The organism is Ruegeria sp. CL7 (assembly GCF_056536445.1).
On sequence record NZ_JBQFPQ010000005.1, the window covers coordinates 251137 to 266281 of the forward strand.

General features: G+C 57.1%; 14 protein-coding genes and 1 tRNA gene. 5 read left to right on the top strand and 10 right to left on the bottom strand.

What is annotated here, in order from left to right:
* Positions 1–42: 42 nt before the first annotated feature.
* The 9 genes from yihA to rpmH form a co-directional block, all read right to left on the bottom strand.
* The gene (gene yihA, locus ACR0LI_RS14620; protein WP_171634759.1) at positions 43–696 is read right to left on the bottom strand and encodes a ribosome biogenesis GTP-binding protein YihA/YsxC; all 654 of its coding nucleotides are present in this window, start codon (positions 694–696) and stop codon (positions 43–45) included.
* A complete protein-coding gene (locus tag ACR0LI_RS14625; protein ID WP_480621691.1) occupies positions 693–1430 on the bottom strand; it encodes an MOSC domain-containing protein in 738 nt (245 codons plus the stop codon). Before ACR0LI_RS14625 ends, yihA begins: the two co-directional genes overlap by 4 nt.
* Positions 1427–3256 carry a membrane protein insertase YidC gene (gene yidC / locus ACR0LI_RS14630; RefSeq protein ID WP_480718738.1) on the bottom strand — a complete coding sequence of 610 codons (1830 nt, stop codon included), beginning with the start codon at positions 3254–3256 and terminating at the stop codon, positions 1427–1429. The genes ACR0LI_RS14625 and yidC overlap by 4 nt, the downstream gene beginning before the upstream one ends.
* 126 nt (positions 3257–3382) lie before the next feature.
* The gene (locus ACR0LI_RS14635; RefSeq protein ID WP_480492614.1) at positions 3383–4915 is read right to left on the bottom strand and encodes a putative bifunctional diguanylate cyclase/phosphodiesterase; all 1533 of its coding nucleotides are present in this window, start codon (positions 4913–4915) and stop codon (positions 3383–3385) included.
* 61 nt (positions 4916–4976) lie between these two features.
* Positions 4977–5870: a tRNA 2-thiocytidine(32) synthetase TtcA gene (gene ttcA, locus ACR0LI_RS14640; RefSeq protein ID WP_209834576.1), complete on the bottom strand. Its 894-nt coding sequence runs from the start codon at positions 5868–5870 to the stop codon at positions 4977–4979.
* Between the two features lie 43 nt (positions 5871–5913).
* Positions 5914–7530 (bottom strand): acyl-CoA dehydrogenase family protein, encoded by a 1617-nt coding sequence (locus ACR0LI_RS14645; protein ID WP_480718739.1) that lies wholly within the window; start codon positions 7528–7530, stop codon positions 5914–5916.
* 67 nt (positions 7531–7597) lie between these two features.
* Positions 7598–7843 carry a membrane protein insertion efficiency factor YidD gene (gene yidD / locus ACR0LI_RS14650; protein WP_152456928.1) on the bottom strand — a complete coding sequence of 82 codons (246 nt, stop codon included), beginning with the start codon at positions 7841–7843 and terminating at the stop codon, positions 7598–7600.
* Positions 7840–8265 carry a ribonuclease P protein component gene (gene rnpA, locus ACR0LI_RS14655; RefSeq protein ID WP_171634743.1) on the bottom strand — a complete coding sequence of 142 codons (426 nt, stop codon included), beginning with the start codon at positions 8263–8265 and terminating at the stop codon, positions 7840–7842. Before rnpA ends, yidD begins: the two co-directional genes overlap by 4 nt.
* Before the next feature lie 25 nt (positions 8266–8290).
* The gene (gene rpmH / locus ACR0LI_RS14660) at positions 8291–8425 is read right to left on the bottom strand and encodes a 50S ribosomal protein L34 (RefSeq protein WP_005980833.1); all 135 of its coding nucleotides are present in this window, start codon (positions 8423–8425) and stop codon (positions 8291–8293) included.
* Positions 8426–8720: 295 nt separating this feature from the next.
* On the opposite strand from rpmH, the gene ACR0LI_RS14665 reads away from it, so the two are divergent.
* The 5 genes from ACR0LI_RS14665 (at position 8721) to ACR0LI_RS14685 (ending at position 13811) form a co-directional block, all read left to right on the top strand.
* The gene (locus ACR0LI_RS14665; RefSeq protein WP_152456930.1) at positions 8721–9452 is read left to right on the top strand and encodes a TVP38/TMEM64 family protein; all 732 of its coding nucleotides are present in this window, start codon (positions 8721–8723) and stop codon (positions 9450–9452) included.
* Positions 9453–9455: 3 nt separating this feature from the next.
* Entirely contained in the window at positions 9456–10874 is a 1419-nt protein-coding gene (locus ACR0LI_RS14670) for a dihydrolipoyl dehydrogenase family protein (RefSeq protein WP_480718740.1), read from the top strand.
* An 18-nt stretch (positions 10875–10892) separates the two neighbouring features.
* Positions 10893–12275: a sensor histidine kinase gene (locus ACR0LI_RS14675; protein WP_253284979.1), complete on the top strand. Its 1383-nt coding sequence runs from the start codon at positions 10893–10895 to the stop codon at positions 12273–12275.
* Positions 12276–12339: 64 nt separating this feature from the next.
* Positions 12340–12416: transfer RNA gene (locus ACR0LI_RS14680), tRNA-Arg, on the top strand.
* 651 nt (positions 12417–13067) lie between these two features.
* Positions 13068–13811: a hypothetical protein gene (locus ACR0LI_RS14685; protein WP_480718741.1), complete on the top strand. Its 744-nt coding sequence runs from the start codon at positions 13068–13070 to the stop codon at positions 13809–13811.
* 210 nt (positions 13812–14021) lie between these two features.
* Here the strand turns inward: ACR0LI_RS14685 and ACR0LI_RS14690 are convergent, their stop codons facing one another.
* On the bottom strand, positions 14022–14921 hold the full coding sequence (locus ACR0LI_RS14690; RefSeq protein WP_480718742.1) for a hypothetical protein: 900 nt from the start codon (positions 14919–14921) through the stop codon (positions 14022–14024).
* Positions 14922–15145: the final 224 nt, after the last annotated feature.

A 15145-nucleotide genomic window follows, 5' to 3' on the forward strand; every position in this document is an offset into this window, starting at 1 on the left:
AAACCGTGTTAGGACCTTTGCCCCACGCTGCCAAGGGTGAAGCTATTCCAGATGCGCAATGATGGACCGCAGGGTCGCAATGCCGTCACCCTTTTCGGAAGAGGTAAGCACGATTTCCGGAAATGCCGCGGGATGTTTGGACAACGCGGCCCGGGTTTTTTCCAGAACCTTTTCACGATCCTTGGCTTTGACCTTGTCTGCCTTGGTCAGAACGCATTGAAATGTCACGGCGCTGGTGTCCAGCAACTTCATAATTTCGTCATCGACCGGTTTCACCCCGTGGCGCGAGTCGATCAGGACAAAGGCGCGGCGCAGTGTCTGGCGCCCGCTGAGATATTGTTTCAGCAGCTTCTGCCACTTCTCGACCACTTTCACCGGGGCGTTTGCATAGCCATAGCCCGGCAGGTCCACGAGATAGAGTTCAGGGCCTTGGGTGAAAAAGTTGATCTCTTGCGTGCGGCCGGGCGTGTTGGATGCGCGGGCCAGACCTTTCGTGCCGGTCAAGGCATTGATCAGGCTGGATTTGCCCACGTTCGAACGCCCCGCAAAACAGACTTCCAACCGGTCAGGTGCGGGCAGGCCATTCATGGCGACAACGCCTTTGACGAACTCGGACGGGCCTGCAAACAGCTTGCGGCCTCGCTCCAGGGCGAATTCATCCGGGTCTTCGGCCAGGGGGAAGGGAAGCGTGGTCATAGCACCTGCACCTCATCGTTGACGCGGATTTCGCCGCCCTGAACGACCTCGGCGTAAACGCCGAAATCCTGATGGTCCCAGCTGTTCAGGGCGCGCAGGGTGTCTGCGTCCCTCTCACCGGTTTCGGGATTGGCGGTGGTGGCCATACATCGCGTGATCCGCTCGCGGACGCGAAGCACGGCCTCGCCAATGCGCAGGTCCCGGCCCAGCCAGTCAAACTCATCCCACAACGGCAGACCTTCGAACCAGAAATTGCCGCGCCACCGAACAATGGACAGAGTCTGGCCCAGCTTCTGTTCGACTGCGCGATGCGATGCCATGTTGCACAGGCTGATCGATGGAAAGTCGCTGTCCGTCATACCGCGCCCCGGAACCCGAACGATCCGGGCAGATGCAGCGCGGTCCGCCGGCATAAGTGGCTTTACCCAGTCCAGAAAAGCTTCTTGTTCGGTGTCCGGCGCAAAATCGAGATCCGGTCGCTGCGGGTGGCGCAATGTAACCCGGTCGCCCTGCAATTCGGCCGAAATGGCCATCAACTGAGGCGCTTTTGAACCGCGGCTGAAATTGAAACAGGGTGCCCATTCCGAACCATCGGTTTTGGCGGCCTCATGAGCGACCGCCCAAACGCGATCCCCGGGCATGGTCTGCCCGGGGATGAGTGTGACTTGGCTCAGGGCTTCTCGCCCATGGCTTTTGATCGGGTGGCGCCAAAGGCTTGAGACCGTTCCGCTCATTTGTTGTCCGTTTTTGGCGTCCGCTTGAAACCGGACTTTATGTTTCCGAATACATCCGGCTTATAGCCCTGGCTGCGCATGATCAGATATTGCTGTGTAAACGTGATTGTGTTGTTCGCGATCCAGTACACGACCAGACCACTGGCGAAACCACCCAGCATGAACATGAAGACCCAAGGCATCCAGGCAAAGATCATGGCCTGCGTCGGATCGGTTGGCGCCGGGTTCAATTTCTGCTGCAACCACATCGAAATACCCAGCAGCAGCGGCAGAATACCGATGAAGATCAGCGCCATCAGGCTGTCAGGTTGCGGCCCGGCCCATGGCAGCCAGCCAAAGAAGTTGAAGATCGAGGTTGGATCAGGTGCGCTCAGGTCCCGGAACGGGCCGAACCATGGGGCCTGACGCAGTTCGATCGTCACGAAAATCACCTTGTACAGCGAGAAGAAGATCGGAATCTGCAACAGAATAGGCAAGCAGCCTGCGGCAGGGTTCACCTTTTCCTTTTTGTACAGCTCCATCATGCCCTGCTGCATTTTCTGGCGATCATCGCCTGCGGCTTCTTTTAGGGCCTCCATTTGCGGCTGCAATTCCTTCATCTTTGCCATCGAGACGTAGGACTTGAAGGCAAGCGGGAACAGGATGGCCTTTATGATCAGCGTCAGGCCGATGATTGACCAGCCCATGTTTCCAATCAGGGCATTGATGTTGTGCAGCAGCCAGAAGATCGGCTTGGTCAGGAAGTAGAACCAACCCCAGTCGATGCTGTCGATGAACTTCTGAACACCTTCCGCCTGATACTCCCGGATGGTTTCCCACTCCTTGGCACCGGCGAACAGTCTGGTCGTGACCTCTTCCGTTGTACCGGGCGCGACTGTCAGTGTCGGCAGCACCGTTTCCGTTTGATAAATGTTGCGACGTGAATCGTATTTGGCAGCTGCCTTGAACGCTGCACCCTCGGCCGGGATCAGGGTGGTCATCCAGTAGTGATCCGTGAACCCAATCCAGCCGCCTTCTTTGACCTGATAGACCTCGGCCTGTGCGCGTTCATTGGGGTCGATATCGAAATCGCGCACATCGCCATAGTCGATCTCATCCAGAACGCCGTCAGCCATGACCATGACGCCTTCGTGAAGAATAAAGAAGTTCTTCAGGCCCGGCAGGTCACCGTCTTCGCCCATGCCGTGGCGTGCCAGAATGCCGTAGGGGGCCATGCCGACCTCGGCGTCGGTGGTGTTCTCGACCGACTGGGTGACCGAGAACATATAGTCTTCATCCACGGCAATGGTGCGGCGGAAGGTGAGGCCGTTACCATTGTCCCAAGCCAGCGTGATCGGAGTGTCAACACCCAGAGTTTCGCCCTGCTCAAGCGTCCAAAGAGTGTTCGGGCCGGGAACGTCCGTGACCGAGAGCCCCGCGCCGGGGGCCCAGCCATAAAGTGCATAATAGGCAGAGTCACTTCCAACCGGGGACAGAAGTTCGACGATCGGAGAATCCTCGGCCAGTGAAACCTTGTAATCCTTCAGCGACAGCTCATCAATTCGGCCACCGGCAAGCGACAGGCTGCCCGTCAGGCGGGGCGTGTCGATGCTGACGCGGGGCGCCTCGGGTTCGGCTTCGGCTTCAGTGGCGCTTGCAGTTGCTTCGCCGACCGTTCCGGTATCAGCGGCGCTGGGCGTCTGAACCTCATTCCCTTCGATGCTGGCGATTTCAGCCTGTTCCGTGGTTGGCGTCTGTTCCGGCGGAGGGAACAGCACGAACCAGACCAGGATCACGAGAAAGCTGAGCGCGGTTGCGAGGATGAGATTCTTGTTCTGATCGTCCATCTGGGACAGCCACCTTGAGCAGTGAAAGACACCCGCAGGGTTCAACAGAGTGCAGGCCCAAAGGTCAAGCGGAATCGCTCGTTATTTCGTCACGGATTGGTCTTCTGTGGCGCAGTTTCCGGTTCTTCAGCCCGTTTGCCGCCCGATTTTGGGCATTCCGTCGATCTTGTCGCGATGAGACGTGATCCAGTCCTCGGTTTTTTCGAAAGGCATGGGCTTGCCGATGCCAAACCCCTGAACATGGTCACATCCCAATTGCGCCATCAAAGCGTGTTCTCCGGGCGTCTCGACGCCTTCAGCAAGGGTTTCCAGATTCAGCCGTTCTGCCATGGTCAGAATTGCGCTGGCCAACTGCTGCTGGCTTGGGTCCTGGTCCGCCTTTGTCACGAAAGAACGGTCGATTTTGATCCGGGACACGTTGAACCGCTTGATTGAAGCGATCGAGGCATGCCCTGTGCCGAAATCGTCCAGATCGATACAGCACCCCATCGCGGCCAAGCCCGTGACATTGCGGGTGATTACGTCATCCGGTCCTCTGGAAAACACGGTCTCCAATACTTCGACCGCCAATCTGTCCGGGGTCAGATCGCATTGATCCAATTCCCATTTCAGGCGGTCGATCAGCCCCGGGTCGCGCAATTCGTCCGACGAGAAGTTGATGCCGATGCGTGGTACGGTCAGACCGGCGCGATCCCATTCGCGCATTGCGCAAAAGGCGTGATGCCGCATCGCCTGTCCCAGTTTGCCCATCAACTCTGCCTGTTCGGCAAAGGGCAGAAAGATATTGGGGCCCAGCACTCCCTTTGCCGGGTGTTCCCAGCGGGCCAGAGCCTCGAACCCGGACACACGCCCGGTATCCGTCGAGATCTGCGGTTGAAACCATGGTCTAATTTCACCGCTTTCCAGCGCCGCATCAAATTCCTTGCGCAGATTGGTTCTGACCTGAGCTCGGCGACGTGTTTCGGACGAAAAGGCACGAATCGTTGACGGCCCGTTTTGCTGTGCTTCTTGCAGCGCGTTGTTAGCAGCGTTGCACCAGTCTTTCGCGGTGCCGTCGGGGACATTGCTGCTGAGGCAGAAACCGATGGAGCAGGACATGTAAACTCCGGTTCCGTTCAGCATGATGGGGTCTTCGACCGCGGATTGTATTCGTCCCGACATCTGAATGCAGGTTTCCAGATCAAGCTGTTGCGTCGGGTGCAGAACAACCATCATCTTGTTTCCATCGATCCGGGTTGCGGTGTCACTGGAGCGGATCATGGACATGATGCGCAAACAGAATTGCTGCGCCACATGGTTCGCTGCTGCTTGGCCATGCAGATCGAGCATTTGCATATAGTCGTCCAGGATCACAGCGAAACAGGCCGACGTTTCACCTTTGCGGCGACTATCCCAGAGCACCTCAGCCAGAACGGTTTCGAACTGGTCATTCGGCAGCAGGCCACCCTGTTGCCGTTTCCTGTCTGCCGGGTTGGGGGCCATTGCGCCTATACCGGCAATCATCAGGGGCAAGCCCAGGGCCACCGCGACCAAAGCGCGTTCACCGCCAAGCCAGAACGCCCCCAGGCTTGTTGCCGGAACAAAGGCCAGAAAGGCTGGGCCGTATGCCACGTTTCCAAAAGCTTCAATAATACGGTCGACGAAAGGATGATTCCGCATCGGGTCCTGACCTTGGGCATGAATGGTATGCCGAGCCTAGGAAACCAGTCTGAGTCAGTCGTTAACGCAGCAGCGGTATTTCTTCCAAATTTTCCGATTTTTCGTCAGAGTTTACGGAAAGATTAACAAAATCAAAGAGTTTCGCATCCAACAGGTGCGACGGGCGCGCATTTGTTAACGCGCGGAACATAACCTGACGCCGACCCGGGCTGTTCTTTTCCCATTGATCGAGAATCTGTTTGACCTGCTGCCGTTGCAGCCCGTCCTGACTGCCGCACAAATCGCAGGGGATGATCGGATACTGCATGGCCTTGGCAAATTTCTCGCAGTCGGCTTCGGCGACGTGGGCAAGCGGGCGAAAGACAAAAAGATCCCCCTCTTCATTCACTAGTTTCGGTGGCATGGTGGCCAGTCGGCCTCCGTGGAAGAGGTTCATGAAAAACGTTTCGAGAATATCGTCGCGGTGGTGGCCCAGCACGACGGCGGAACAGCCTTCTTCCCGGGCAATGCGATACAGGTTGCCGCGGCGCAGTCGCGAGCACAGGGCGCAATATGTTCGGCCCTGCGGGACCTTGTCCATCACAACAGAGTATGTGTCCTGATACTCGATCCTGTGTGGCACGCCCATGCGGTCCAGAAACTCTGGCAGGACCGTTGCTGGAAATCCGGGTTGTCCCTGATCCAGATTGCAAGCCAGAAGATCGACAGGCAGCAATCCGCGCCATTTGAGTTCGTAGAGGACGGCCAGCAGCGTATAACTGTCCTTGCCGCCCGACAGGCAGACAAGCCAACGCGGCGGTGTGCCGTCCTTGTCATGGGCGGACGGGTCAACCATCCCGTATTGTTCGATCGCTTCGCGGGTCTGGCGCACGATGCGTTTGCGCAGTTTCTTGAACTCGGTGGTCGAGGGCGCGCCGGCAAAGAGCGGGTGGATATCGTCTGCATCATCAAACATGCGCAGCCCCTACAGCAGATGGCGCAACCGGGCAAGTGGCGGGTCAGCCAAGCCGCGCCAGCAGGGCGCCGGTATCCAACCCGGCTACTGCTCCGGGAATGCGGCCGCTGTCATCGGAAAGACGTGTGGCAACAAAGCCGTCAGCCACAGCGCTGGGCGCATGGCGCAGCAATTGCGAGGCCGTCAGCAGCAGTGCCGTACGTTCAGCGTACCAGCGCGCTTCGGCCTCGGGCGGAAGACCGGGCCAGCGGTTGCGATGCGCGGTCAAAGCTGCGTCATACCTTCTGTCCGTGCCTCGTACCGCATCCAACTCGGCCCCCAGAACCTCGGCGGCCAGCGGCTCACGCGTCAGGGTGCGCAGGATATCGAGGCAGATCACATTGCCTGACCCCTCCCAGATGCTGTTCAGGGGCGCTTCACGATAGATCAGGGGCAAGGGCGTGTCTTCGACGTACCCCATGCCGCCCAGCACTTCCATCGCTTCGACGACGACGACCGGGCAACGCTTGTTGTTCAGGAACTTGGCCAATGCGACGCCGATCCGGGCAAAGGCCTTGTCTTCGGGTGTCTGGCCGTCAAATGCCTGCGCCACACGCATTCCCAAGGTCACAGCGCCTTCCCAGTCCAGAACAAGGTCGGACAGGACCGCACGCATCAGCGGTTGATCAATCAATCGGCGCTGAAATGCGCTGCGGTGTTCCACCCAATGATGCGCTGCGCTGAGCGCGGCACGCATCAGCCCGGCCGGTGCCATGGCTGTATCAAGCCGCGTGTGGTGCACCATTTCCAGTATGGTGCGCACGCCCGCGCCTTCTTCGCCCAACTGATAGGCCAGCGCGTCATGATACTCGATTTCCGAGGATGCGTTGGATTTGTTGCCCAGCTTATCTTTCAGGCGCATCAGGTGGATCGCATTGCGTTCGCCTTCGAGCCAGCGGGGCACCAGAAAACAGGTCAACCCGCCGGGCGCCTGCGCCAGTGTCAGGAACCCATCCGACATTGGCGCGGAACAGAACCACTTGTGCCCTCGCAAGCGCCAATGATCCCCGTCGCGTGCCGCAATGGTCGTATTGGCGCGTATGTCCGAACCGCCCTGTTTTTCGGTCATCGCCATCCCCAGCGTCGCGCTGGTCTTTTGACCGATCGGTTCCTTCGAAGGATCATAGTGGCGGGCCATGAGTTTTGGCTGCCAGAGCGAGGCAATGTGTTCATTGGGGGCCAGTGCAGGGATTGCTGCATAGGTCATGGTCATCGGGCAGCAATGCCCGGGTTCGACCTGTCCGGCCAAATAGACCATCGCCGCATGGGTCGCATGCCCTCCGGGTTGTCCATCCCAGGCCAGTGCGGCATAGCCCGCCGATTGGCTGATCTGCATCATCTGATGATAGGCCGGGTGAAACCGCACCTCGTCCAGGCGCCTGCCGCCGGGATCGAACAGCCGCAGCTCTGGCAAATGCCGGTTGGCTTCCCGACCCAGTTCCCGCGTTTCTTCGGTTCCGAGTGTTTTGCCATATGCCGCCAGCTCCAAAGCGCGCGCGCCCGCTGTCTTTGCTGCGTCTTGCAGGACCGGATCGGACAGCCAAAGATCGGTGCCGCCGCGCGTGGGCGGTTGGTTCAGGACATCGTGGGTTGGCAGGGTGTCGCGCGCTGGGGATTTCATCGGGACCTCGGGTTGTGCAGGTCCAACTGTTCAGGCGCGGCACTTGCCGGTCAAGTCTGACGAGGGGTCAGGACGAAGGGTCGTTATGCTTGTCGTCAGGTACCGGATCATATCCGTCGCCGCCCCAAGGGTGGCAACGGCAGATCCGGTGAGCGGCCAAGTAGGATCCTTTGACCGCCCCGTGTTTCTCCAGCGCCTCAAGCGCATAGGCGGAACAGGTGGGTTGGTAGCGACAGTTGAAACCGACCCATGGGCTGAAGATCAGCCGATACGCCCGAACAGGCAGGGCGACGATATGGGACAGGAAGGTCATTTTTCAGCCGCATGCACCTTGCGGAGCGCATAGCGCAGGTCGTCCAACAATGCGTCATAGGGGCGGTTGGCGGTAACTTCGGCACGGCCGATCAGAACGTAATCCCACCCGTCGCGGCCGGCTTCGGGCAACACGGCCCGCGCGGCTTCGCGCAGACGGCGCTTGGCGCGGTTGCGGGCCACGGCATTGCCCACTTTTTTCGAGCAGGTGAACCCCACGCGAATCCCGATGCCCTCGCCGAGGCCACGCTTGCGGGCCTGCACCATCATCGAAGACGTGCCTTGTCGGCGGGCACGCGCCGCTTTCAGAAAGTCGGACCGTTTCTTGAGAACGGTCAGGGGTGCAGATGCACAAACGGACGCCGCCGGGGGCTTGTTCCCGGGGTGGTTCCTACCAACCTCAGGGGCCTCCGGCGGCGTCATGTTCATAACCTGATCGGTGAGCGGTTTACGCGCTCAGCGATTTGCGGCCGCGTGCGCGGCGTGCATTCAGGATCTTGCGGCCGGCCTTAGTGGCCATGCGCGCGCGGAAACCGTGGCGGCGTTTGCGAACCAGGTTCGAAGGCTGATAGGTGCGTTTCATCGCTCCGTCTCCAATCTATGCGGTCGGGTGCGGCGCGGATTCGCCTGCCCGTGGTGTTCGAAGCCCGTCCTCTACTGCCAAGCGGGGGGTAAGTCAAACCCCAACGGCCAGGTTTTCGCAGCTTTTGCAACAATTCTGTAACCGGCAACGGCAAAAGGTTTCAAAATACCCGTTTATCGCCGAAATTCCTCACATTCGGTGCCACAAAGATCAAGGCCCCGTGATCCCCCTATTGCTGGCCCGTCAGTCAGCGCATCTTGGGCACAAGATGAAGCACAAAGAACCGGAAAATCTGATGTCCGACACAAGCCAGGCGCCGCGCAACGGTTTCGCACGCCACATTCCGCTGCTTGTAATCCTGAGCGTAGCCGTTGTCGGCTTTTTCACGCTTGGGGATTACCTGACTTTCGAGACCTTGCGGGACAATCGCGAGGCGCTTCTGGCGTGGCGGGACGGTCACTATTGGATCATGGCAGCCGCTTTTGTCGCCATATACATCGTCATAGTGGCCTTTTCACTGCCCGGTGCCGCGGTGGCTTCGATGACGGGCGGTTTTCTTTTCGGTCTTTTTGCGGGAACTGTTTTCAATGTCGTGTCCGCCACCATCGGTGCGTCGGCGATCTTTCTGGCGGCGCGCTGGGGCTTGGGCGAAGCCCTGACGTCGCGCCTGGAATCATCAGAAGGCACGGTCAGAAAACTGAAGGACGGTCTGCGGGAAAACGAAATCTCGGTGTTGTTTCTGCTGCGTCTGGTGCCGGTGGTGCCGTTCTTTGTTGCCAATCTCGTGCCGGCTTTGGTCGGTGTGAAGTTCCGCAATTTTCTTTTGACGACCGCGCTGGGCATCATTCCCGGAGGTATCGTGTACACTTGGATCGGGGTCGGTCTGGGCGGTGTATTCGACCGTGGGGAAACGCCTGATGTTTCGTTGCTGTGGGAACCGTTCGTGATCGGGCCGATTATCGGGTTGTGTATATTGGCCGCCTTGCCCATCGTTTTCAAAGCACTGCGCGCGAAAAGAGGCACCTGAACCATGAAAGAGTTGAAAGCCGATCTCCTGGTCATTGGCGCCGGGTCCGGAGGATTGTCCGTCGCCGCGGGTGCCAGCCAGATGGGCGCGGATGTTGTCCTGCTGGAAGGGCACAAGATGGGTGGGGATTGCCTGAATTTCGGCTGTGTCCCGTCGAAGGCGCTGATCGCAAGCGGCAAAGCGGCCCATGCTCAGGCGCATTCCGTTCGTTTTGGCATCGCTGATACAATCCCTCAGGTCGACTACGCCGCAGTAAAGGATCATGTTCATGATGTGATCGCGCAGATCGAACCGATGGACAGCCAGCAGCGGTTCGAAGGCTTCGGCGTGACGGTCATTCGCGAATATGGCACGTTCATATCCCCTGAAAAGGTGCAGGCCGGGGATCATGTCATCTGTGCACGTCGCATCGTCATCGCGACCGGTTCATCACCGCTGGTGCCGCCGATTCCGGGGTTGGACACGGTGCCCTATTATACGAACGAAACCATCTTTGACTTGAGAGAGCGGCCAGATCACCTGCTGATCATCGGGGGCGGCCCGATCGGGATGGAGATGGCGCAGGCCCATATACGCCTCGGCAGCAAGGTGACGGTCGTCGAAGGGTTCAAAGCCTTGGGCAAAGACGATCCCGAGGCTGCCTCCGTGGTGCTGGATACCCTGCGCAGTGAAGGCGTGGACATCCGGGAAAACGCCATGATCGCTCAGGTGCGCGGAACAGAGGGCGCTGTGGAGGTCGTTGCCGAAAACGGTGAAATTCACCGGGGCTCTCATCTTTTGATCGCTGCCGGTCGCAAAGCCAATATCGAGCGTCTGAACCTGGAAGCAGCCGGAATTGAACGCACAAAAACCGGCATCAGAACGGATGACGCGTTGCGCACGGCCAATCGCCGCGTCTATTCGATCGGAGATGTAACGGGTGGCCTGCAATTCACCCATGTTGCAGGGTATCATGCAGGTGTCATCATTCGTTCGGCCCTGTTCGGTCTGCCGTCCAGGGCGAAAACGGCACATATCCCTTGGGCCACCTATACGGATCCAGAGCTGGCCCAGGTCGGACTGACCGAAGCTCAGGCCCGCGAGGCGCATGGAGAAAAGCTCGAAATCGCCCGCTTTGACTATCTCCACAATGACCGGGCGACTGCCGAGCGCAAAACCAAAGGCTTCGTCAAGGTCATGGTCGTGAAAGGCCGACCCGTCGGCGCCACAATCGTCGGGCATCAGGCGGGTGAGTTGATCAACTTGTGGTCGTTGGCTTTGGCCAATAACCTGAAGATGGGGCAGATCGCCGCCATGGTTTCACCCTATCCGACGATCGGAGAGCTTAACAAACGTGTGGCGGGTGCTTATTTCTCGCCAAGGCTGTTTGAGAATCAGACAGTTAAACGAGTGGTCAGATTCGTCCAGCGCTGGATTCCCTGACCTGAGGAGGGGCGCAAATTGAACTCGCTTTCGGGCCGATTTCTGATCCTGACGACGGTCTTCGTCATGTTGGCCGAGGTTCTGATCTTTGTCCCGTCGATCGCCCGGTTCCGCGAGGACTTTCTGCTGAACAGGCTCGAACGCGCGCAGATCGCCTCGCTGGCTTTGCTGGCGGACGACATGCTGGCCGAAGATCTTGAGGCAGAACTGCTGGAAAACGCAGGCGTCTACAATGTCGTGTTGCGACGGGATGAGGTTCGGCAACTGATGCTGTCGTCGCCGATTCCCGATCCAATCGCCGACACGTTCGATTTGCGGGATGCAAGCCCCTGGATTCTGATCCGGGATGCGATTAGCCGCTTTCTCAAACCCGAAAACGAAGTCATCCGGGTCATCGGAGAACCGGTCAAGGGGGCGGGCCTTCTGATCGAAGTCACCATGGATAGCATGCCGTTGCGAATGGCGATGATTGACTACGGGTTGCGTATTCTCGGTCTGTCCTTTGTGATCTCCATCATCACAGCGTTTTTTCTGTTTCTCGCCGTGCGCGTCGTACTTGTGCGGCCCATCAAAAGCGTTGTCGGCTACATGCAACGCTATGCCAGTGCGCCAGAGGACGCGCGTGGCATAATCTCGCCGAACTCGAAGGTGACGGAGTTGCGAGAGGCCGAGGAGGCACTGAAGATGCTGCAAACGGACCTGACCCAGGCGCTCAAGCAGCGGGAAAGGCTGGCGCAGCTTGGGGGGGCCGTCGCCAAAGTCAGCCATGACTTGCGCAATATCCTGACGTCGGCGCAGCTGTTTACCGACCGGATCGAGGCCAGCGATGATCCGCTGGTGCGGCGGATGGCGCCGAAACTGGTGAATTCCATCACCCGGGCCGTGTCCCTTTGTGAAAGCACATTGGCCTTTGGCCGCGCGGAAGAACCCGCGCCCACTCTGACTATGGTTCCGATCCGCGCAATCGCGGCGGATGTCGCGGCCAGCGAACAACTCGCCGTCGCGGATGCCTGCGTCGAAATCGTGAACGAAGTGCCGGACGCGCTTGTGGCCCGCGCCGACCCCGAACAATTGTACCGCGTCATCATGAACCTCGTGCGCAACGCAAGACAGGCTCTGGTTGCCTCGGGAAAACCTGGCCGGATTACGATTGCGGGGTGTGAATACGACGATGCTTGGTGCATCGAAATCCGCGACACGGGGCCGGGTCTTCCCCCCAAGGCGCGCGAAAACCTGTTTACACCTTTTCAGGGTGGGGTCCGAAAGGGTGGCTCGGGTCTGGGGCTGGCAATCTCGCAGGAGCTGGTGCGCGGCCATGGCGGGGACCTGGTTTTGAAAGAGACCGGACCCGAGGGAACAGTCTTTGAAATCAGCCTTCCGCGCGGGGATATGACTTTTTGATTTTTTTTTGAAGAATCGGCTTGCACGTCTCGGGCAGCAGGTCTAAACACCGCCTCACCAACGCGGACCGATAGCTCAGCTGGATAGAGTACTTGACTACGAATCAAGGGGTCGGGGGTTCGAATCCTCCTCGGTCCGCCACTGGTTTCCTGTTGAACGTCACAAGAACCTGACCCAACCGTCATAGTTGGACCAGAAAAGCAGTGAACGTTCGACGTCAGAAGACGACCCCAACCTTGGACATCACTTGAATTTGACCTTTGCGTCATCAACTAACACGCCGCCCCCATTTCATACTTCCGCAGACAATTTGGTCTGATCTGACCCCCTCTTGGGAAATCAGAGCTGATTTGTAGGTCAGACAGCGAAGCTGCCTGTTCCTGCTAATCTGCCACGTGGCGAACGCGGGAGGGGGCGAGGCAACGCTATTCGACAGGGGTGGTGCGGCCCGCAGGCACAGCCGAGGACACGGCCCTGTCTAAAAGGGTTGCCCGAGGGGGAGGGCAGCGCTCTCACCCTGACGGCCAGAGGCGTTTGGCTTGTCCAAATCCCGCTGGCCCACGAAGGAAAAGTAAGGGGAAAGAGGGTCCGCCGCCCTTTGCGATTGTATCATTTTGTCAAACTGCAAAAAGCAATAGGGCCACCAAGCCGACATTCGCCGCGTGAGCGAAATTCGATGACGGGCAAATTGACTCTGTGTAGTCCTATCTACCGTTTGAGAGCTACAGCCTCTTCGGTCTCAAGTTCAAACCACACTTTCTGAGAGGACAAAAATACCGTAGCGTTGGTTTTATGATTTTTACCAAGTTGGCAAGAAATGTTTGTTGGATTTGTGGAACAGCGGAAAACCTTACTGGCGAACACAAAATCAAGAAAAGCGATCTAACCAAGAACGCGACAGGAAAGCCCACGGTCTGGAGAAGCTTCAAAGGAGAAGAAAAACCGATCCAAGGTTTGAACTCTCGCCTCTTAAAATTTGAAAACTCGATCTGTGCTACCTGCAATAACCAGGTCACACAACCTGCGGACCGCGCGTATGATAAGTTTCAGGATACGCAAAGCCAAGTAATGGAAGAGAAACTGAGCGACGGCATCGACGTAATTGACGTCGTCCTGGAAGATCAAACTGAACTGTCTCGATATTTCGCGAAGCATTTAGGTTGTGCAGTCAGCTACAGCAGGTTCCCGATTCCTCGTCGGCTGTCGAATTTAGTCAATCGAAAGACAAGAAACATCTGCATTTCTCTTCAAGTTCGATCTGCCCCCTTCGTATGGAAAGATGATGAAACCGGTGAGGTCGGAAACATAAGTGCCATCGGAGGCATTGCTCTGATCCATAGAAAGAACCCAATCTCCTTTCCGTCAAAGTACCAAACTGCATTCATGACTAGTGGTTTGCAGTTTGTCATATCCATGAAGTTGAACGCCCTTGAAGCCATGGAAATTTGGTCGGTCTATCGAAAGAATATGGGAAAAACTCGACAAAAGATTTCTGACGAACGCTCTAAATTTCTTGGTCTATCTCACGACGATTGAATTGGCATGGATGATTGGTCAGCGGTAACCAGATCCGTCCGTGATGGACTCCTTGCAGTCACGCGGCATTTTTTTTCCAGGTTCAATCGAAGGGCCGCCATTATAGTCGCACCAAAGCTGCCGTTCATCCCATTAGTCAGTGCCGCAGCGCAGCTTCCCCAAAGCCGACGCAGGTCGATGTTGCGGTAGGCTTCTTATTTTTCTTGCGCATTACCGCGCGTAGATCTTTTTTGTTGCAAAGTACTCTCCCTGTTGGACTTTGCTGGAAGTAAATTTTTCACCTATAACTTTTAGTCTCACTACCAAATAGAGGTCGCTGTCTACAGCATTCGAAATTTTCTCAAGATCATCAGCCGAACAGCATGTCGCCACGGCAAAATTTGAACCACATCCTCTTAGCCGCGCAGGAAACCACTCCTCTAGCCAAAACTTCCAGCAAACGATTGGTTCGCGATCAAACATGAACGCTACTTTGTCGGAGAAGGGTTCAGCAATGTGCGAAAAGCCATTGATTTTAAACTTCGGTTCAACATAGCCACGCATACAGAGCTCTACTTGCCAGCGACCAATTCCTTGAGGGAAAACTCTCTCGACCAACTTATTACCACCTGCTCCGATCATGTGACCAAAAAGCTCGCTTAGCTGTCCCTGATGGTCTTCCTCTGCAACGACCATACATTCCCAATCAATATCAATTCCGCGTTCATCAGACCGAAGCGGTCCACTGGCAAATAGCGGGACTTCACTCGGAAGCCTCCATTCGTTCAAGAAACGCTGCAAAACGGCATCACTGAGGCCTGAGCCTGATATATTTAAGTCTTCAAAGTCAGGCCAAAAATCAGGGCGCTGATTGGGGGAAATGCCCGACAATGGCTGACCGAACGGCAGGGCAGGAACGAGATATTCAACTAAGCTTGCAGTGTCCAAAATTCCCTTGGCAAAGCAGTATCCGATAGTTCGTAGGTACGCAGAGACAATCGCGCTTTCACAGTTCAATGAGAGCGAACAACTCACGTTATCTAGACTGTGGTATTTTTCACTTATGAAGTCACTGTGATTGAAAAAACGAAAAGGCATGCGCTTGGTTAGTTCTTCCCATTCGGCTGCCATCCGAAGGTCAAGCCTAAGGCTGCAGGCTTGGGATAACCGTTGTATATGCATGCTCCAAATACTCGGAACCCCATTCTTGGATCGTTCCATCCTTTCAGAGGGTCTCAGATCAACATTCGAAAACTCTGAGTACTCTAGGGTCAGGACTCATAACCAATAAATGACGGTTGCGGCGAGGGCGATGGCGGAGAGGAAGACCTTCGGGCATCTGTCGTATCTGGTCG